The organism is Sphingopyxis sp. USTB-05 (genome assembly GCF_023822045.1).
GTDB lineage: Bacteria > Pseudomonadota > Alphaproteobacteria > Sphingomonadales > Sphingomonadaceae > Sphingopyxis.
Map to the genome: position 1 here is coordinate 200,301 of NZ_CP084712.1, position 18,773 is coordinate 219,073.

Sequence of the window (18,773 nt, forward strand, 5' to 3'; positions counted from 1 at the left end):
ATGATGACGGGGCCGGTTTCCAAAGGACGACGGTTGATCAAATTCCTTTTCGTGGTGCTGTTGCTTGTGTTGCTGTTCGGCGGCGGCGCCAAGATGATCGTCGCGGGCGGCGCCAAATCGCTCAACATGGCCGACCGGCTGCTCGGGCAGGGCGATGGCGCACGGTTGCTGCTCGCCGATCAGCCCTATGGCCGCGGCCCGCGTCAGTCGCTCGACATCTGGGTGCCCGAAAACGCCAAGGCGGACGACCGGCTGCCGGTGGTCGTCTTCTTTTACGGCGGCGGCTGGGACAGCGGTGATCGCGACAGCTATGGTTTTGCCGGACGCGCGCTGGCGCGGCAGGGTTTCGTCGTCGTGATCCCCGACTATCGCCTTGTGCCCAAGGCGCATTGGCCCGACTTTATCGAAGATAGCGCCGCGGCGGTCGCGTGGACGCACGAGCATATCGCCAAGCTCGGCGGCGACCCCGACCGGATCGCGTTGATGGGCCATTCGGCGGGCGCCTATAATGCCGCGATGCTGGCGCTCGACCCGCAATGGCTGCGCGCGGCAAGGAGCGATCCGTCGGTCATCCGCGGCGTCGCGGGACTCGCCGGACCCTATGACTTCCTGCCGCTCGAAAAGGGCGGCCGCGGCGACCGGGCGATGGGCAAGGTCAAGCCGATCGAGAAGACGCAGCCGATCCACTTCGCGCGCGGCGATGCGCCGCCTTTGTGGCTCGCGACGGGCGACGAGGATGACACGGTGCGCCCGCGCAACAGCCAGAACCTCGCCGCGGCGATCGAAAAGGCGGGTGGTCCGGTGACGCTGCGCATCTATCCCGGCATGGGGCATACCGGCGTCGTGATGGCGCTTGCCGCGCCGTTCCAGAACAAGGGGCCGGTGCTCGAAGAGGCGACCGATTTCCTGCGCGGCGTGACCGGTCGCCGCATTGCGCCCGCTTCGGAAGCGGCACAGTGAGCGCGCCGATCCCGGCGATCGTGCTGGCGGGTAGCCGGCCCGGTCCCGACCCATTGCTCACCGGCAGCGGCGTATCGACCAAAGCCTTGCTGCCGATCGCGGGGCAGGCGATGCTTGTCCATGTTGTGCGAGCGCTTCGCGCCTCGGCCGAAATCGGCGCGATCACGATCCTGGCGCAGAATAGTGCAGAGCTGGCGGCCGAACCGGGGTTGGCCGGGCTCGCCAACCTGCATTTCGCCGATTCGGGGCAGGGGATCAGCAGCTCGCTTGCCGCCGCGCTGCCGCCGGGCGACGATCCGTTGCTCGTCACCACCGCCGACAATGTGTTGCTTACGCCGTCGATGATCGCCGAATTTCTTGGCGGCGCTACGGACAGCGATGTCGCGGTCGCGATGGTCGAGCGCGACGTGCTGCTCGCGCGCTATCCTCAGTCGAAGCGCACTTGGCTGAAATTTCGTGGCGGCTGGTGGTCTGGCGCGAACATGTTCCGGCTGCGCGGACGCCGTGTGCTGCCCTTGCTCGATTTCTGGGGGCGCATCGAACGCGACCGCAAGAAGGGGCTGAAGATCGTGGCCGCTTTCGGCCCGTGGCTGCTCATCGGGGCGCTGCTCCGCCTCTTTACGATCCAGCAGGGCGTGGCGCGCGCGTTGCTGCGTTTCGGGCTGAGGGCAAAGGTCGTGCCGATGTCCGAACCCGAGGCGTGCATCGATGCCGACAAGCCCGCAGACATCGAACTGATCGAAGCGATATTTGCCGCGCGGCGGCAAGGCGCTATAGGGCAGCCCCTATGACCATCGACAAAGCCATCATCCTGTCGGCCGGACAGGGCTCGCGCCTTCTGCCGCTGACCCGCGACATCCCCAAATGCCTGATCGAGTTCAACGGCCGCAGCCTCATCAGCTGGCAGGTCGCGGCGCTCGTCGCGAACGGGATCAAGGATATCGTCGTCGTCACGGGTTTCCGGACCGAACGCGTCGAGGATCATGCGCTGCAGCTTTACCGCGACACCGGCGCGCGGATCCGCACCCTGTTCAATCCTTTCTTTCAGGTCGCCGACAATCTTGGCACCTGCTGGATCGCGCGCGAGGAGATGGACCGCGACTTCATCATCCTCAACGGCGACACCATCATCTCGGACGAAATCGTCGCAAAGCTGATCGCGGGCGCGAACGAGCCGATCAACGTCACCGTCGACGTCAAGGCCGACTATGACGACGACGACATGAAGGTGAACCGCGACGCCGAGGGACGCCTTCACCACATCGGCAAGCGGCTGTTGCCGCCAGACACCAATGCGGAATCGATCGGCATGCTTGCCTTTGTCGGCGACGGCCCGTCGATATTCCGCAACCAGGTCGACCAGATGATGCGCACCCCCGACGGGGTCGAGCGCTGGTATCTGCGCGCGATCGACATCATCGCGAAGGGCAACCGTGTCGGCACCGTGTCGATCGAAGGCCTGGAATGGCAGGAAGTCGATTTCCCGCAGGACGTCGAAGCTGCCGATGCGCTTACTGCGAAATGGGCCGCCGAAGGCCGCTACGCGAAATAGGGTTTGAGCCAGCCGGCGATTGCGGCGATCTGCGCCTCGTCGAGCTTCACGGCCTGCCCGAGATCGGGTTGCGCTGGCCAACCGGCGTCGGCGACCGTGAGCCCTGCGCCCGAACGTTCGCCCTCATAGCGCGGCAGCACGTGGAAATGGACGTGCGGGTCGACCATCATCAGCATCAGATAGTTGATCTTGGCATAGCCGACGGCCTGCGTCAGTGCCCCCTCGATCGCGGCGGTCGCCACTTTGAGTTCGGCATGCGCTGCGGCAGGCAGGTCGCCGAAGGCTATCGCGTCGGACTTCGCCGCCAACACGAGCGCACCGAGCGTCGGCTGCGCGGGGCGCAGCAGGACGACCCAATGATCATATTCGGCGATCAGCGTCGCTGGGTGGCCGAATTTGGCGATGGTCTGGTTCATGCTTCCTCCATCCAGCTCACGATCGGGCGACCCGAACGCTTCACGGCATAGGCCTGCACCAGTCGCACGGCGTGGACGACCAGCGAAATGACGGTCCACCAGGCAACTGCGATCAGGCCGGTATCGGGGCGGCCGGCTAGCGTCGCGAGAAAGAGTATCGCGAAATTGGGGTTGCGCCGCGCGGTGACCAGCCGGAACTGGCTGTCGAACTTTTGCCAGACATGGATATCCATGCCGAAATCCTTGATGAACAGCCCCTCGATCACGCGCTGGAGTATATAGCCTGCGACGACGGCGAGCATGACGAGCAGGAAGGTCTGGTTCGACAGCGCAAGGCCCCATGTGCCGAGCCCGACGCCCCAGAAATACCACCAGAAGGGCGGGTGGACCAGGTCGACGCCATGGTCGGCGACATTGCCCCATTTCGACGAGGTGATCGTGCAGCGCGCGAGCTTTCCGTCGACGGTGTCGAGCACCATGAAGATGAAGCCCGCGAGCATGCCTTCCCAATAATGGCCATAGGCGAACAAATAGGTCGCATAGACGCAGAGCGTTGCGCCGATCGCAGTGACCATATTCGGGGTCATGCCGATACTCGCGGCGCCGCGCGTCAGCCACAGCGCGAGTTCGGGCCACAGATATTTGGTCAGCGCATCGGTGACGCCTTTGTACGCGCCGAAATAGCTCTTCCGCTCGATCTCGCGCCGCGTTTCAGGCGTCAGCCGCTGGATGAAGGGGCAGTCGAGCTTGCGGAGCTGGCGGTTGTAGATTTGCGGATTGCCCCGATAGTCGATGATCGTCAGCGTATCGCGGTGTGCCGCGATATCCTCGGCCCGCATGCCGCCGGTCAGATGCGCCATCACCAGCGCGTCGCCGTCCATGACCACGGTGCCGGGCAGCGTCAGGATATGGCGAAGCCACACGGGGTCGAAGACATAATCGAGATTGACGTAGAGCTGCGCGCCCGACGGGCCGACGCTCTCGGGCAAACCTTCGGCGCGGGCCAGCCGCCGCAGCCGCTCGGCATTGGTCATGCCCCACAGCAAGGTCGAATTTTCGCCGATCGGCGTCAGGGCGGGCAGGGACTTGGCGTCGGTCATCTGCCGCTCTTATCCTGCCCGGCGTCCATTGCAAGGAAGCGGAGGATCGCTTCGGCGCCGCGCCGCGCCGCGCCCTCCGGGTTGCCGCCGATCGATTCCGCCAGCCTTTCGCATTGAGCGGCGGCATAAAGCGGATGTCGGGCGTGGGCCTGATCGAGCGCCGCAGGCAAGTCGGCAAGATCGCTCACGACATCGCCGAGCGTCCAGAACAGATAGTCGGGATCGCCCCGCCACTCGACGCCGTAGGCGTTCAAAAAAAGGCATGGGCGCTGCGTCGCGAGAAACTCGTAAACCTGACTGCTGACGTCGCCAAGATAGATGTCGGCGCCGCTCGTATAGCTCATGTCGAACAGTCGGTCGGACGCGAGGTCGATCGCTATCTTGCCGGGCACCGCCAGCTCGGTCACCGCCACGCGCTCGGCATCGCTCGCTTCGGCGAACAGGCGTACATGCGGCGCGACGACAAGATTATAGCGGTCCTGCGCAGAAAACCAGTCGATGACATCGCGCCCGAACCGGTCCCACGACGACAGGTCGCGTTTGAAATGCGGCGCATAAAGGACGGTCGGACGGCCGTTTGCGAACAGCGGTTCGCGCGTCGCCTGCAGCCGCGGCATCAGGTCGAGCTTCACATAGCCGTTGACCGCATAGCGGCCCGGCTGGATCGTCCCGGCGTCGATCAGGCGCTGTTCGCTCTTTTCCCCCGCGACGAGGACGAAATCGAAATGCCGGTCGCGCGGATCGAGCATGATCGCGCGGTCGCCAGCGCCGTGCGGGGTAAAGATCAGCCGCGTCTTGCGCGGCAGGAAATGCCGGATCGCGGTGGTCGTCCGTTCGGGCACGACGATCGCGTCGAACTGGCGCAGATAGGGAAGCGCATCGATCAGGATCGGCAGCCGTGGGTGCCGGAACAATCCCTTATCGCGCAGCCAGCGGGCGAAACCCCTCTGGCCAAGCAGGGTGATGTGCGGCGCAAACCCCGGGTAGGCGTGTGTGACCTGTTCGACGACGCGCAGATGGTCCGGGCTTGCGACGGCGACTTCGACCGCCTGTCCTGCGGCGGCCATTTCGGCGGCAACGGGCAGTGCGTGGAAGACGTGATGTGGCTCACCGATGAAGAGGAACAGGATGCGCATCAACGGACCTCGGCCACCGCTGCATCCTCGAAATCGGCGGCATGCCAGCCATATTTTGCGGCCAGCCGGACATACTTGTCGCCGCGCCCGACGAGCCAGGCTTCGCTAGCGAGCGCAAAGGTTGGCGCGTCGCTGACATGGTCCGAATAGGCCCGGATATGGGCGGTCCCGTCCTTGGCGTTGGCCGCGAGCCATTCCGCAACCCGCCGCGCTTTTTCATCGCCATAGCAATTCGGCCCGTCGAGCATGGGAAGCCAGTTGCCCGCACTGTCGCGGAGGTGGCGCGAGGCGACAATGGCGTCGAAGCCCAGCGCATCGGCTATCGCGCCTGCATAAAATTCGGGCGCCGCGGTCGCCATCAGCAGTCGATATCCCTCGGCCCGGTCGCGCTTGATACAGGCGGCTGCTCCCGGCGGTACGTCGCGCGGGACGCGCCAGGCGGCAAAGGCGGCGGCGAGGCTTTCGGCGCGCGCAGGCGTGATCGCTCCGCCCAGCATCAGGCGGATCGAGGCGGGCTTGAAGCGGTCGCGGCCGTAAAGGCGCAGGGCGTAACCGATCATCAGCGCGGCGAGCGCGGGGAGCAGCAGCAGGCGCCATGCGGCCTCGCGCCATGCGGCCCACAGCAGGAACAGCGTGAAGGTGGGGGTGCGCAGCACGGTGCGGTCGAGATCGTAGATCGCGATACGGATGGGTAGCGGGTCGGTCATGCGTCTTCGTGTTTGAACAGTCGGAGTTTGCGGCCGGTCTTCCCCAGCGACATGCGATCGGCAAGCGGCAGCGCAAAGCGGAGGGCCAGCCAGATCGAAGCCACCGCGGTCAGGAGGAGCAGCGGCAGGGAAAGCCAGTCAGGGAGGAGGTCGACGAGCACGGCCACCGTGCCCGCGACGAGCGTGATTGCAATTCCGCGCAGCGCCACCGCCGGAAACTGCGCGTCAAAGGGCTGGAGCTTTTCGGTGATTGCGAGCTGGAGCGTCGGGATCGCGGCCATCACGACGAGACCGATGGCGGTCGCCAGCGTAACGCCGGTCAGCGGATCGAGATGGCCGACGATCAGCCACCCCGAACCGATCGCAACCGCGACGCCAACGATGCTCGCGGTGAGTTGCTGCCGGAACGCGGCGACGACCTGCAGCACCGGTGACGAAATGCCGAGCACCGCTTCGGCGGCGCGCGCGAACAGCAAGATGACGAGTGCGGCTTGGGCTGTCAGCGCTCCGTGTCCGAACAACCCGAGCAACGACGCGCTACCCGCTGCGAGCACTGCGGCGAGCGGTAGCGCGATCGCCGAGATCAGCCGCGTCGCATAGGCGTAGATGTCGGCGACTTGCCGCCGGTCCTCGCGTTCGGCGCTCGCGGCGAGCGGCGCCATGACATAGGTGAAGGCGATGCGAACCAACTGAACGACGCTCGACAGTTTGCGCGCGATCGTGAAGAGGCCCGCCGCGGCGGCGCCCGCCGCCCCTGGAAGCAGGAGATTGAGGATTAGCGCCGGTGCGTCGCCAAACAACCGCCCGATGATGTTGGACGGCAGGATGGAAAGACCGGCCCAGAAGGTGTCGCGCGCCGTATTGCCGACCTTTGGCGGGCGGGCGACGTCAGCAAAGCTATAATGACGCGCGAGCAGGCGAATGCTGAGCGCGGCCGTCCCCGCCAGGGAACAGAGATGCGCCATGAATAGGCCTTCGAGGCCGAGGCCACCGGCAAAGAACAGTCCGGCGAACACCAGCCGCATCACCTGTTCCCATACGATCCGCAGTCTGATTTCGGCGCCGAACACCATGCGCGCACGCAGCGCCGATGTCGCGATTTCGACAAAAGCCCACAGCGGCAGCGCCCATATGAAGGTACGGATCGCGGGGGTGACGAGTTCGCGATCATGGTCCGCGACGTTCAGCAGCGGGCCGAGATCGGCGGCAAAGACGGCTATGATGGCCGCGACGACGATGCATGGGCCGACGCCAAAGACCATTGCGGTGCGCAACGCCGCTGCGGCCTCGGCATCGCTTGCCGATTGCGGTACCGTGCGCTGCATCGCGCTCGTCATGCCAAGGTCGAAGATATTTTCGAGCAGGTTCACGGCCGCCCACAGCACGGCATAGAGACCATAGCCCGCAAGGCCGAACATCAGCACGTAGAGCGGTTGCGCGACGATCTCGACCACTGCGCCGAGGCGCGCCAGCACGGTCGTGCCGAGCCCGCGCGCGACGCTGCGGCTGGTTATGGCGGGTTGGGCGACGTCTTCGCTCATCGTTGCCGCACCTAGCGGCTCGTCCGCTGCGCCGCCAGCGGCTTTCGCGCGATCACCCCGCTTCACCCCCTTGTCGACTCCGGCAATCGGGTCTAGGCAGCGCGCAATTGCATAGGGAAGACCGCGATATGGCTCAATTTGTCCTGCCCAAGAACAGCCGCCCGCAAAAGACGGGCAACGTCCACAAGGCCGAGGGCGCGACCGCCGTGAAGAAATTCAAGGTCTATCGGTACGACCCCGACAAGGGCCAGAATCCGCATTTCGACACGTTCGAGATCGACACCGAAAAATGCGGCCCGATGGTGCTCGATGCGCTCATCAAGATGAAGAGCGAGCAGGATTCGACGCTGACCTTCCGCCGTTCGTGCCGCGAGGGCATCTGCGGTAGCTGTTCGATGAACATGAACGGCAAGAACGGTCTCGCCTGTACGACCGCGATCGAGGATCTGAAGGGCGACATCACGATCACCCCGCTGCCCTCGATGGATGTCATCAAGGATCTCGTCCCCGACTTCACGCATTTCTATGCGCAATATGCGTCGATCGAGCCCTGGCTCAAGACCAAGACGACGACGCCGAGCGGCAAGGAACGGCTGCAGTCGCCCGAAGAGCGCGAGAAGCTCGACGGCCTCTACGAGTGTATCCTGTGCGCCTGCTGCTCGACGAGCTGCCCGAGCTATTGGTGGAACAGCGACAAGTTCCTCGGCCCCGCGATCCTGCTTCAGGCGTATCGCTGGCTGGCCGACAGCCGCGACGAAATGACCGGCGAGCGGCTTGACGAGCTGGAAGATCCGTTCCGCCTCTATCGCTGTCACACGATCATGAACTGCGCGAACGCCTGCCCCAAGGGCCTGAGCCCCGCGCGCGCGATCGCCGAGATCAAGAAGCTGGAAGCCGAGCGGCACGTCTGATGCGGCGGTGGCTGCCGGCGCTGTTCGCGCTGGCGCTCGTCGGCTGCGCCGCCAATCCCAAGGTCGAATATGCCGCGATGCCGCGCACCTATGCGCATGGCATTGGCGGGGCGACCTTTCTGGTCGGCGGCGGCTTCGACCCCGGCCGCTCGCCCGACGGTAACAGCCTGATCCTTTACGGGCCCGAGGGCGCCTTTGTCATCGACACAGGGCGCCATGCCGAGCATCTGACGGCGATCAAGCAGGGGTTGAGCGGGATCGGCATGACGCCCGTCGCGATCATCAACACGCACTGGCATCTCGATCATGTCAGCGGCAATCCCGAGCTCAAAGCGGCCTTTCCCGATATCAAAGTCTATGGCACGTCGGCGATCGACGGCGCGTTGGCTGGCTTCCTCGCGAAGAGCGCTGAATCGTCGCGCAAGGCGCTGGCCGAAGGCAGCATCCCGCCAAGCGCGATTGCGGAGGTCGAGGGCGATCTTGCGACCATCGCGCGCGGCGCCGAGCTGCGGCCCGACGTTATAGTCGACGAATCGCGCGACCTGGCGATTGCGGGCCGGCCGCTGTCGCTGCGCGTCGCGCCCCATGCCGTGACCGAACGCGACCTCTGGATTTACGATGCGGCGGAGAAGCGTGCGATCGTCGGCGATCTGGTGACCGTTCCCGTCCCCTTCCTCGACACGGCCTGTCCCGAAGGCTGGTTGAATGCGCTCGATGCGGTCGCCGCGTCGGGCGCCGAGCAGATCGTGCCCGGCCACGGACCGATCATGGCAATCGCCGATTTCAACCGCTGGCGCGTTGCGTTCGGCGATTTTATCGCTTGCGCCAACGGAACGGGCGCGCTTGAGACCTGTTCAGCCGGCTGGCTCGCGGGCGCTGCAAAATGGATCGGCAGCGATACCGCGCGGGCGAAGGCGATGGCCGATTATTATGGCGAGCTTGTGCGCTCGAAGAAATTGGACGGATATTGCAAGGTATGAACGACGGGATCGAGGAACCGAAGCGCCGCGAATATTTCAGCGCCGAGGAACTGGATGGCGGCTGGATCAGCTGGGATCTCAAGGACGCGACGCGGTTCAACAGCTTCATCGAGCCGCTGACGGTGCGGGTCGAACCGCCGACCGCCGATGGTCGCCCGTGCGCGCGGGTGCGGATGCTGCCCGAACGTAAGCACAGCAACCTCGGCGATAATGTACATGGCGCGGTAACGTTGGCGCTCGTCGATATCGCGCTGTTCGCGGCGTCGCATCAGTTCGGTTCGCTCAATGCCGGCCATTCGGTGACACTCGACCTCTCGACGCAGTTCGTCGGTGCGGGCCGCGTGGGCGAGCCGCTCGACGCGGTGGTCGAGCTGGTGCGCGAGACCGGGCGGCTGATCTTCCTGCGCGGGCTCGTCGTGCAGGGCGAGGGCGACAGCCATATCGTGCTGAGCTTCGCCGGGACGATCCGCAAGGCAAGCAACAAGTGACCACCGTCCTTGCGGCCTATGACGCGCTCGTCGCGGCAGGCGAACTTCGCGCCGATCCAGAACAGCGCGCCGCCGCCGAGCGGCTGAACCGGCTGCAGGCCGAACTCGAAGCGGTGCCGAAGCGCGGCAGCCTGCTCTGGCGGCTGACAGGCCGCAAGCCCGAGGCGCTGCGCGGCGTCTATCTGTGGGGTGCGGTCGGGCGCGGCAAGTCGATGCTGATGGATTTATTCTACGACCAACTCGCCATCCAGCGGAAGCGGCGCGTCCATTTCCACGCCTTCATGCTCGACGTTCACGCGCGGATGCGCGAGGTGCGCAAGAGTGAGAGCGGCGACCCGATCCCGCTTGTCGCCGACGCACTCGCCGAAAACACGCGCTGCCTCGCCTTTGACGAGATGGTCGTGAACAACAGCGCCGATGCGATGATCCTCTCGCGCCTGTTCACCGCGCTGATCGACCGCGGGGTGACGATGGTCGCGACCTCGAACCGCCCGCCGAAAGATCTCTATAAGGATGGGCTCAATCGCGAGCATTTCCTGCCCTTCATCGCGCTCGTCGAGGAACGGCTCGACGTGATGAGTTTGAACGGTCCGACCGACTATCGCCGCGACCGGCTCGGCGACGGCGCGCGCTGGTTCGTTCCCGCCGACGATGCGGCGAGCGCGGCACTGTCGGCCGCCTTCTTCCGCCTGACCGACTATCCGCCCGAGGATCGCGCGCATGTCCCGACGCTCGAACTCGATGTCGGTGGCGGGCGGACGCTCCATGTTCCGAAGGCATTGAAGGGCGTCGCGGTCTTTTCGTTCAAAAGGCTTTGCGGCGAGGCGCGCGGTGCCGCCGATTATCTGGCGGTCGCGCGGCATTTCCACGCCGTCATCATCGTCGGCATCCCACGCATGGGGCCTGAAAACCGCAACGAGGCGGCGCGGTTCGTCACGCTGATCGACGCGCTGTACGAATATAAGGTCAAGCTGCTCGCGAGCGCGGCGGCGATGCCCGACCAGCTTTATATCGCGGGCGACGGGGCGTTCGAGTTCGAACGTACGGCAAGCCGGCTCGCCGAGATGCAGTCCGACGACTATCTTGCGCTAGGCCACGGCCAGGAAGACGCCGCCTAATATCTTGCCCCACCGCGACGAATTGACCGTCACATAAATGAGGTCGCGGACATAGCGCACCTCGTGCGCCAGATGGCCGTAAGCCTGTTCGATCGTGCGGCGCAGCGTGCGCAGCGGCTTCGGCGCCGCGACTGCGATCCGTGCCGGGCGCTCGGGCGGTCCGGGCAGCGTCGCAAATCCGCCGCTGGTGACGCGCGTGTCTTCCGCGACCGCGCGGCACAGCGCCTCCATCCGCGAAATCGCGAGGCCATTGGGAACCTGGCGGTCGCGGCTCAGCAATTCGAAGCTGTGGCTGAACGCCGAAAACTGGATCGCGCCGCTTGCCGCGCTATGGCCCAGCGCGTCGCGCATTTCCTCTTCGGACATCGCGCAAAGCTGTGCCGGGCGAAAGCGGCTTGCGGTATCCATCAGCCCGCTGACCGGTACTTCGCAGACTCCGTGATGCGTGCGCATGCCAAGATTGCCGGCATCGAGTGAGATGTCGCATCCATGGCCCTGATACGCGCCGTTGAAGCTGCTATCGAAACGGAACCCCAGGGCGGCGAGCGCGCGCAGCGTGTCGTCGTTGGCGCCGAAATTGCCGGCGCGAAAGGCGGTGGGTTTCGGTGCGCCTGCGCCCATCAGTATGTCGCGGGCGAGGGCGATCAGTTTTTTCTGCGCGGCGAGGGGGAAATCGCCGATATTGCGGCCGGTCAGCCTTCCGACCGGGTTGAAGCGCGCGAAGGCGAGCCATTCGGTGTGGATATGGACCTGCACCTCGTGCCCACGCGCGACCACCGGCCGGACGATCGCGTCGATCACCTCGGGGCCATAGACCAGCGCCGGCATCGGATCGATGAAGAAAACCCCGGTCAGCCCGTGGCGTTCGAGCATATCCATCTGAAAATTTATGCCGAAATCGCCGTCGCGGCAGCGGCCGAGGATCGAACTTTCGAAATTGGCGCGCGCGTCGGCGCCGCGCTGGTAAAGGCCGGCGGACAATTCGGTATCGAAGCTGATGATTGCCCGAGTCACGCCCCGCGCCTAGCAGGGCTGCGATAAGGGAGGGTTAACCGGCGCCCTCGGGATATCCCGTCCGATGCACCATGCGCGGCAGCGAACAAGCTGGCCGAAGGTCCAGCTTTCGCGCGGGACAGGAAGATGTCAGCATCGCGAAATCATCATATGCTTGTCGTACTTCGCATCCATTTCCATATGGACAGGAGTCTCGCAACGAGGCTTATAGTTATTGCGAACTATTAGCAAAGAAAGGCTGTTTTTCGTCCTTTTCGCGGTTGTTTCCTTAAGGGAATCGGCGTAGGGGCGTCGCCAGTCTTGGGACCGGAGCGGAGCTTTAGCCCGTGCTCCCGCCGGTCTGTGAACCAATTGCCGGGCTTGCCAGGAAGGGAGTGCCGCGCGCCATGGGACGCAAGAAGATCGCTTTGATCGGAGCCGGGAATATCGGCGGAACGTTGGCGCTGCTCGCCGCGCAGAAGGAATTGGGCGACGTCGTCCTGTTCGACGTCGTCGAGGGCGTGCCGCAGGGCAAGGCGCTCGACCTGTCGCAGGTCGGCCCGATCGCTGGCTTTGACGCGAAGATCACCGGCTCGAACGACTATGCCGACATTGCCGGCGCCGACGTCATCATCGTCACCGCCGGTGTGGCCCGCAAGCCGGGCATGAGCCGCGACGACCTGCTCGGCATCAACCTGAAGGTCATGAAGGCCGTCGGCGAAGGCATCAAGGCCAACGCCCCCGACGCCTTCGTCATCTGCATCACCAACCCGCTCGATGCCATGGTGTGGGCGCTGCGCGAATTCTCGGGTCTGCCGCACAACAAGGTCGTCGGCATGGCCGGCGTGCTCGATTCGGCGCGCTTCAGCCACTTCATCGCCGACGAGTTCGACGTGTCGGTAAAGGACGTGAACACCTTCGTGCTCGGCGGCCACGGCGACACGATGGTTCCCGTCGTCCGTTACTCGACCGTCAACGGCATCCCCGTTCCCGACCTCGTCAAGATGGGCCTGTCGTCGCAGGAAAAAATCGACGCGATCGTCAAGCGCACGCGCGGCGGCGGCGGCGAAATCGTCGCGCTGCTCGGCACCGGCTCGGCCTTCTATGCGCCCGCAGCCTCAGGCATCGCGATGGCTGAAGCCTATCTGGGTGACCAGAAGCGCATCCTGCCTTCGGCCGCTTATGTCGACGGCCAGTACGGCCTCGACGGCCTGTATGTCGGCGTGCCCGTCGTGATCGGTGCCGGCGGCGTCGAAAAGATCGTCGAAATCGAACTGGACGATGCCGACAAGGCCGGCCTGCAGGTCTCGGTCGACGCGGTCAAGGAACTGCTCGACGCGTGCAAGGCGCTGGATCCCAGCCTCGCCTGATCCCTTTTGGCTGGCCAGACGCTTTGCGTCGGGCCGGCCGGCTCTCCCCAGGAGAATAGAATATGTCCATCCTCATCGACAAGAATACCAAGGTCATCACGCAAGGGATGACCGGTGCCACCGGCACTTTCCACACCGAACAGGCGCTCGCCTATGGCACGCAGATGGTCGGCGGCGTGACCCCGGGCAAGGGCGGCACGACGCACATCGGCCTGCCGATGTTCAACACGGTCGAGGAAGCGAAGCACGCGACCGGCGCGACCGCATCGGTCATCTATGTGCCGCCGCCGTTCGCCGCCGATTCGATCCTCGAGGCGATCGATGCCGAGATCGAGCTGATCGTCGCGATCACCGAAGGCATTCCGGTGCTCGACATGGTCAAGGTGAAGCGCGCGCTTTCGGGTTCGAAGTCGCGCCTGATCGGCCCGAACTGCCCCGGCGTCCTGACCCCCGAAGAGTGCAAGATCGGCATCATGCCCGGCAACATCTTCAAGAAGGGCAGCGTCGGCGTCGTCTCGCGCTCGGGCACGCTCACCTATGAAGCCGTGTTCCAGACCTCGAACGTCGGCCTGGGCCAGACCACCGCGGTCGGCATCGGCGGCGACCCGGTCAACGGCACGAACTTCATCGACGTGCTCGAACTCTTCCTCGCCGACGAAGCGACCAAGTCGATCATCATGATCGGCGAAATCGGCGGCGACGCCGAAGAGCAGGCCGCACAGTTCCTGATCGACGAAGCCAAGCGCGGCCGCAAAAAGCCGATGGCCGGCTTCATCGCGGGCCGCACGGCGCCTCCGGGCCGCCGCATGGGCCATGCCGGCGCGATCGTGTCGGGCGGCAAGGGCGACGCCGAAAGCAAGATCGCGGCGATGGAAGCCGCAGGCATCAAGGTGTCGGCGAGCCCGTCGGAACTTGGCACGACGCTTGCCGAAGTGCTGAAGGAACGCGTCTGATCGGACGGCCCGCCGGCACCCTTTGCCGGCGGGCCTCCGCTCCCCATATGAAACCCACCCCTACCTCCCCGTGGAAAAGCAGATGAACCTCGAACGACAAAGCTTCGACATCGACGAGCCGCAGGCCGGCCCGAGCTGGGCGCCGAAGAACTGGCCCCAGATCGACAGCGACGACCTGACCGCCGCGCTCGACCCGCAGCAGATGCAGGTCGCGGTGAAGGCCGCCGCCGCCAAGGCGGGCGCCCCGCTGTCGAACGCCGAAGTCGAGCGCGCAGCGGACGATTCGATCCGCGCGATGATGCTGATCCGCACCTATCGCGTGCGCGGGCATCTTGCCGCCAACCTCGATCCGCTCGGCCTCAGCCAGCGCGAACTGCCCGCCGACCTCACGCCCGAATATCACGGCTTCGTCGGTGCCGACCTCGACCGTCCGGTGTGGCTCGGCGGCGCGCTCGGCCTCGAGCGTGCGACGGTGCGCGAGATCGTCGCGATCCTGCGCGCCAATTACTGCGGCAACGTCGGCCTCGAATATATGCACATCGCGGACATCGAGGAGCGGCAGTTCCTGCAGGAACGGATGGAAGGCGCCGACAAGATCATCGAATTCTCGGTCGAGGGCAAGCGCGCCATCCTGAGCAAGGTGATCCAGGCCGAGGAGTGGGAGAAATTCCTCGCGCGCAAATATGTCGGTACCAAGCGTTTCGGCCTCGACGGCGGCGAGAGCATGATCCCCGCGATGGAAGCCATCATCAAATATGGCGCCCAGTACGGCGTGCGCGAGATCGTCTATGGCATGGCGCACCGCGGGCGCCTCAACATGCTCGCGAACGTCATGGCAAAGCCCTATCAGGTGATTTTCCACGAATTCGCCGGCGGATCGGCGAACCCCGACGACATCGGCGGCTCGGGCGACGTCAAATATCACCTCGGCACCTCGACCGACCGCGAGTTCGGCGGTGCGTCGGTGCATATGTCTCTCGTTCCCAACCCCTCGCACCTCGAAGCCGCTGACCCGGTCGTTCTCGGCAAGGTCCGCGCGCAGCAGGTCGTGCGCGACGACCTTGAAAAGCATGAGCAGGTGCTGCCCGTGCTGATCCACGGCGACGCGGCGTTCGCGGGGCAGGGGATCGTCTGGGAATGCCTCGGCTTCTCGGGCATCCGCGGTTATAATACCGGCGGCTGCATCCACTTCATCGTCAACAACCAGATCGGTTTCACGACCAGCCCGCAGTTCGCGCGCTCGTCGCCCTATCCGTCGGACGTCGCAAAGGGCGTGATGGCGCCGATCCTGCACGTCAACGGCGACGATCCCGAAGCGGTGACCTTTGCGTGCAAGCTTGCGATCGATTTCCGCCAGCAGTTCAAGCGCGATGTCGTGATCGACATGTGGTGCTATCGCCGCTTCGGCCATAACGAAGGCGACGAGCCTTCGTTCACCCAGCCGCTGATGTACGGCGTCATTCGCCAGCATCCGCCGGTGTCGCAGCTTTGCGCCGCGAAGCTGGAGGCTGAAGGCGTGATCGACGCGGGCTGGGCCGATGCCCGCCGCGCTGAATTCACCACGCGTCTCGAAGATGATTTCGAAGCGGCCAAGAGCTATAAGCCCAACAAGGCCGACTGGTTCGCGGGCCGCTGGTCGGGGCTGCACGCCCCTGCCGATCCCGAAAATGCGCGCCGCAATATTGCGACCGGCGTCTCGGACAAATTGTTCGATTCGATCGGCCGCACGTTGACGACGATCCCCGCCGACGTCGAAGTCCACAAGACGCTTCGCCGCGTGATCGACGCACGCGGCGCGATGTTCGCCGACAAGAGCGACGGCGAAGTGTTCGACTGGGCGACCGCCGAAAGCCTCGCCTTTGGTACGTTGCTCAGCGAAGGCTATCAGGTCCGCCTGTCGGGTCAGGATTCGGGGCGCGGCACCTTCAGCCAGCGTCACGCGGTCTGGGTCGACCAGAGGACCGAGGATAAATATGTCCCGCTGACGACCGTGCCGCACGGCCGGTTCGAAGTGCTCGACAGCCCGCTGTCCGAATATGGCGTGCTCGGCTTCGAATATGGCTATGCGATGGCCGATCCGAAGAGCCTCGTGCTCTGGGAAGCGCAGTTCGGCGACTTCGCCAACGGCGCGCAGATCATGATCGACCAGTTCATCGCGTCGGGCGAAGCCAAATGGCTGCGCGCCAACGGACTCGTGCTGCTGCTGCCGCACGGTTATGAAGGGCAGGGGCCGGAACATAGCTCGGCGCGTCTCGAGCGCTTCCTGCAACTCTGCGCCGGCGACAACATCCAGGTGTGCAATATTTCGACCCCGTCGAACTATTTCCACGTCCTGCGCCGTCAGATGCTGCGTCCGTTCCGCAAGCCGCTCATCATCATGACGCCGAAGTCGCTGCTCCGTCACAAGCTGGCGGTGTCGCAGCGTTCGGACTTCATCGGCGACGCGCATTTCCGCCGCCTGATGTCGGATCGCACGCCGCCCGCCGACAAGGACGTCAAGCGCGTCGTCCTCTGCTCGGGCAAGGTCGGCTACGACCTGATGGAAGCGCGCGATGCCGCAGGCCTCGCCGACACCACGATCGTGCGCGTCGAGCAGATCTATCCCTTCCCGGGTGAGCCGCTCAGCGTCCGCCTGAAGCGGATGCCGAACCTCGAAGAGGTCGTCTGGGCGCAGGAAGAGCCGCGCAACAATGGTGCCTGGTTCTTCGTCAATGAACTGATCGAGGAAGCGCTGACCAATGCCGGCCACAAGGGCATGCGGCCGCGCTACGCCGGCCGTGCCGCTGCGGCCTCGCCCGCGACGGGCCTGATGAGCCGTCACCAGACCGAACAGTCGGCTCTCGTCGCCGATGCGCTCGGCCTGTCGGTTCGCGCCGAAATCCGCCGTACCAAGAACAAAGCCTGAGCCCAAAGCTTAAGTCCCCAAGGAACTGCACCTATGAGCACCGAAGTCAAAGTCCCCACGCTGGGCGAAAGCGTTACCGAAGCGACGATCGGCGAATGGCTGAAAAAGCCCGGCGAAGCCGTTGCGCTCGACGAGCCCATCGCGAGCCTTGAAACCGACAAGGTTGCGGTCGAGGTTCCCTCGCCCGTTGCCGGCGTGATGGGCCAGCAGCTCGCCGCGGTCGGCGATACGGTCAATGTCGGCGCGGCGATCGCGACGATCGAGGCCGGCGGTGCGGCCGCTGCTCCGGCACCTGCCGCCGCCGCGCCTGCTCCCGCACCGGCTGCCAAGGCCGAAGCTGCTGCGCCTGCGCCTGCCGCGACCGCAGCACCCGCCGGCGAAAGCGTCGACACGGTCACGACCATGTCGCCCGCGGTTCGCCGCCTCGTGCTCGAGCATGGCGTCGACCCCACGAAGATTCAGGGCAGCGGCAAGGACGGCCGCCTGACCAAGGAAGATGTGCTCGCCGCCGCGAACAACGCGCCCGCTGCCGCCCCGGCTCCCGCTGCTGCCGCTGCCGCGCCTGTCGCAAGCGGCACCCCCGGTCGCCACGAAGAGCGCGTCAAGATGACGCGTATGCGCCAGACGATCGCAAAGCGTCTGAAGGCCGCGCAGGATACCGCCGCGATGCTGACGACGTTCAACGACGTCGACATGTCGGCGGTGATGGCGACGCGCGACAAATATCGCGAAAGCTTCGAAAAGAAGCACGGCGTCCGTCTGGGCTTCATGAGCTTCTTCACCAAGGCGGTCGCGCTTGCCGCGCATGACATTCCGGCGGTCAACGCCCGCATCGACGGCGACGAAATCGTCTATCACGACTATCTCGACGTGTCGGTCGCGGTCAGCGCGCCGAACGGCCTTGTCGTTCCCGTCGTGCGCAACGCCGACAGCCTGTCGTTCGCCGACATCGAAAAGGCGATTGCCGACCTTGGCAAGCGTGCCAAGGACGGCACGCTCACGATCGACGACATGACCGGCGGCACCTTCACCATCTCGAACGGCGGCGTGTTCGGCGGCCTGATGTCGACCCCGATCATCAACCCGCCGCAGTCGGCGGTGCTCGGCCTCCACCGCATCGAGGATCGTCCGGTCGTCCGCAATGGAGAGATCGTGATCCGTCCGATGATGTATCTCGCGATGAGCTATGACCACCGCCTGATCGACGGCCGCGAGGCAGTGACCTTCCTCAAGACGATCAAGGAAGCGATCGAGGATCCGACGCGCCTTCTGATCGATCTTTGATCCGATGATCGCCCTCTCTGCCCGACCGATTCTGGCCTTTGCCTTCGCCGCTGCCCTCGCGGGCTGCAGCGAGGGCGAAAGCCGCATGCAGAAGGGGTTCGAGGACGGGCTCAAGACCAGCTTCGTCGAAAGCTTCGGTGAATCGTGCCGCGCGGCGGCGGAGGGTAGCGGGGCGCCGGCAGACCTTGCCGCCAAGGTGTGCAAATGTACGGCCGACGAATTGATCAAGAAATATAGCGCATCGGAACTGATCGGCCTGTCGCAGGAAATGGCGGCCCCGGTTATGAAAGCATGCGCTGCGAAATCCGGGCTGCCTATTTGAGCGGATTCGCTCTTCCGGGTGCTCAGGCAGAAATTGA

General features: G+C 65.0%; 18 protein-coding genes. 12 read left to right on the forward strand and 6 right to left on the reverse strand.

The window, feature by feature from the left end; translation table 11 throughout:
* Positions 1–33 precede the first annotated feature (33 nt).
* The 3 genes from KEC45_RS00985 to KEC45_RS00995 are packed head-to-tail and all read left to right on the forward strand — an operon-like array spanning position 34 to position 2,512.
* Complete coding sequence (locus tag KEC45_RS00985; protein WP_062184952.1) at positions 34–960, forward strand: alpha/beta hydrolase; 927 nt, start codon at positions 34–36, stop codon at positions 958–960.
* Positions 957–1,751, forward strand: coding sequence for a nucleotidyltransferase family protein (locus tag KEC45_RS00990; protein WP_252171313.1), 795 nt, complete (start codon positions 957–959; stop codon positions 1,749–1,751). The genes KEC45_RS00985 and KEC45_RS00990 overlap by 4 nt, the downstream gene beginning before the upstream one ends.
* On the forward strand, positions 1,748–2,512 hold the full coding sequence (locus KEC45_RS00995; RefSeq protein ID WP_062184946.1) for a sugar phosphate nucleotidyltransferase: 765 nt from the start codon (positions 1,748–1,750) through the stop codon (positions 2,510–2,512). Before KEC45_RS00990 ends, KEC45_RS00995 begins: the two co-directional genes overlap by 4 nt.
* On the opposite strand, the gene KEC45_RS01000 is transcribed toward KEC45_RS00995, so the two are convergent.
* From KEC45_RS01000 to KEC45_RS01020, 5 genes are read right to left on the reverse strand one after another with little or no spacing between them, the layout of a single operon-like run.
* Positions 2,500–2,928, reverse strand: coding sequence for an HIT family protein (locus KEC45_RS01000; protein WP_062184943.1), 429 nt, complete (start codon positions 2,926–2,928; stop codon positions 2,500–2,502). The genes KEC45_RS00995 and KEC45_RS01000 overlap by 13 nt on opposite strands.
* A complete protein-coding gene (locus tag KEC45_RS01005) occupies positions 2,925–4,028 on the reverse strand; it encodes a CDP-alcohol phosphatidyltransferase family protein (RefSeq protein WP_252171314.1) in 1,104 nt (367 codons plus the stop codon). Before KEC45_RS01005 ends, KEC45_RS01000 begins: the two co-directional genes overlap by 4 nt.
* The gene (locus KEC45_RS01010; protein ID WP_062184936.1) at positions 4,025–5,164 is read right to left on the reverse strand and encodes a hypothetical protein; all 1,140 of its coding nucleotides are present in this window, start codon (positions 5,162–5,164) and stop codon (positions 4,025–4,027) included. The genes KEC45_RS01005 and KEC45_RS01010 overlap by 4 nt, the downstream gene beginning before the upstream one ends.
* Entirely contained in the window at positions 5,164–5,871 is a 708-nt protein-coding gene (locus KEC45_RS01015; protein WP_062184933.1) for an HAD-IB family phosphatase, read from the reverse strand. The genes KEC45_RS01010 and KEC45_RS01015 overlap by 1 nt, the downstream gene beginning before the upstream one ends.
* On the reverse strand, positions 5,868–7,412 hold the full coding sequence (locus KEC45_RS01020) for a lipopolysaccharide biosynthesis protein (protein WP_062186855.1): 1,545 nt from the start codon (positions 7,410–7,412) through the stop codon (positions 5,868–5,870). The genes KEC45_RS01015 and KEC45_RS01020 overlap by 4 nt, the downstream gene beginning before the upstream one ends.
* 128 nt (positions 7,413–7,540) lie before the next feature.
* Here KEC45_RS01020 and KEC45_RS01025 point away from each other — a divergent pair, with 128 nt between their 5' ends.
* Genes KEC45_RS01025 through zapE form a run of 4 tightly spaced genes read left to right on the forward strand, consistent with a single transcriptional unit; the run spans position 7,541 to position 10,909 of the window.
* A complete protein-coding gene (locus KEC45_RS01025) occupies positions 7,541–8,323 on the forward strand; it encodes a succinate dehydrogenase iron-sulfur subunit (RefSeq protein WP_062184930.1) in 783 nt (260 codons plus the stop codon).
* Entirely contained in the window at positions 8,323–9,303 is a 981-nt protein-coding gene (locus tag KEC45_RS01030) for an MBL fold metallo-hydrolase (protein WP_062184927.1), read from the forward strand. Before KEC45_RS01025 ends, KEC45_RS01030 begins: the two co-directional genes overlap by 1 nt.
* Positions 9,300–9,791: a PaaI family thioesterase gene (locus KEC45_RS01035; protein WP_062184924.1), complete on the forward strand. Its 492-nt coding sequence runs from the start codon at positions 9,300–9,302 to the stop codon at positions 9,789–9,791. Before KEC45_RS01030 ends, KEC45_RS01035 begins: the two co-directional genes overlap by 4 nt.
* Positions 9,788–10,909 (forward strand): cell division protein ZapE, encoded by a 1,122-nt coding sequence (gene zapE, locus KEC45_RS01040; RefSeq protein WP_062184921.1) that lies wholly within the window; start codon positions 9,788–9,790, stop codon positions 10,907–10,909. Before KEC45_RS01035 ends, zapE begins: the two co-directional genes overlap by 4 nt.
* Here the strand turns inward: zapE and KEC45_RS01045 are convergent.
* Positions 10,880–11,923 carry a hypothetical protein gene (locus tag KEC45_RS01045; RefSeq protein ID WP_062184919.1) on the reverse strand — a complete coding sequence of 348 codons (1,044 nt, stop codon included), beginning with the start codon at positions 11,921–11,923 and terminating at the stop codon, positions 10,880–10,882. The genes zapE and KEC45_RS01045 overlap by 30 nt on opposite strands.
* Positions 11,924–12,309: 386 nt before the next feature.
* On the opposite strand from KEC45_RS01045, the gene mdh reads away from it, so the two are divergent.
* The 5 genes from mdh to KEC45_RS01070 all read left to right on the forward strand — a co-directional run bounded on the left by mdh (position 12,310) and on the right by KEC45_RS01070 (position 18,736).
* Positions 12,310–13,272, forward strand: a complete 963-nt coding sequence (mdh, locus tag KEC45_RS01050; protein ID WP_062184916.1) for a malate dehydrogenase — start codon at positions 12,310–12,312, stop codon at positions 13,270–13,272.
* A gap of 62 nt (positions 13,273–13,334) precedes the next feature.
* Positions 13,335–14,225 carry a succinate--CoA ligase subunit alpha gene (sucD, locus tag KEC45_RS01055; protein ID WP_058455589.1) on the forward strand — a complete coding sequence of 297 codons (891 nt, stop codon included), beginning with the start codon at positions 13,335–13,337 and terminating at the stop codon, positions 14,223–14,225.
* A gap of 82 nt (positions 14,226–14,307) precedes the next feature.
* Positions 14,308–17,130, forward strand: coding sequence for a 2-oxoglutarate dehydrogenase E1 component (locus KEC45_RS01060; RefSeq protein ID WP_062184913.1), 2,823 nt, complete (start codon positions 14,308–14,310; stop codon positions 17,128–17,130).
* A 33-nt stretch (positions 17,131–17,163) separates the two neighbouring features.
* Positions 17,164–18,414 carry a 2-oxoglutarate dehydrogenase complex dihydrolipoyllysine-residue succinyltransferase gene (odhB, locus tag KEC45_RS01065; RefSeq protein WP_062184910.1) on the forward strand — a complete coding sequence of 417 codons (1,251 nt, stop codon included), beginning with the start codon at positions 17,164–17,166 and terminating at the stop codon, positions 18,412–18,414.
* Positions 18,415–18,499: 85 nt separating this feature from the next.
* The gene (locus KEC45_RS01070; protein ID WP_152682470.1) at positions 18,500–18,736 is read left to right on the forward strand and encodes a hypothetical protein; all 237 of its coding nucleotides are present in this window, start codon (positions 18,500–18,502) and stop codon (positions 18,734–18,736) included.
* The last annotated feature ends 37 nt before the right edge of the window (positions 18,737–18,773 follow it).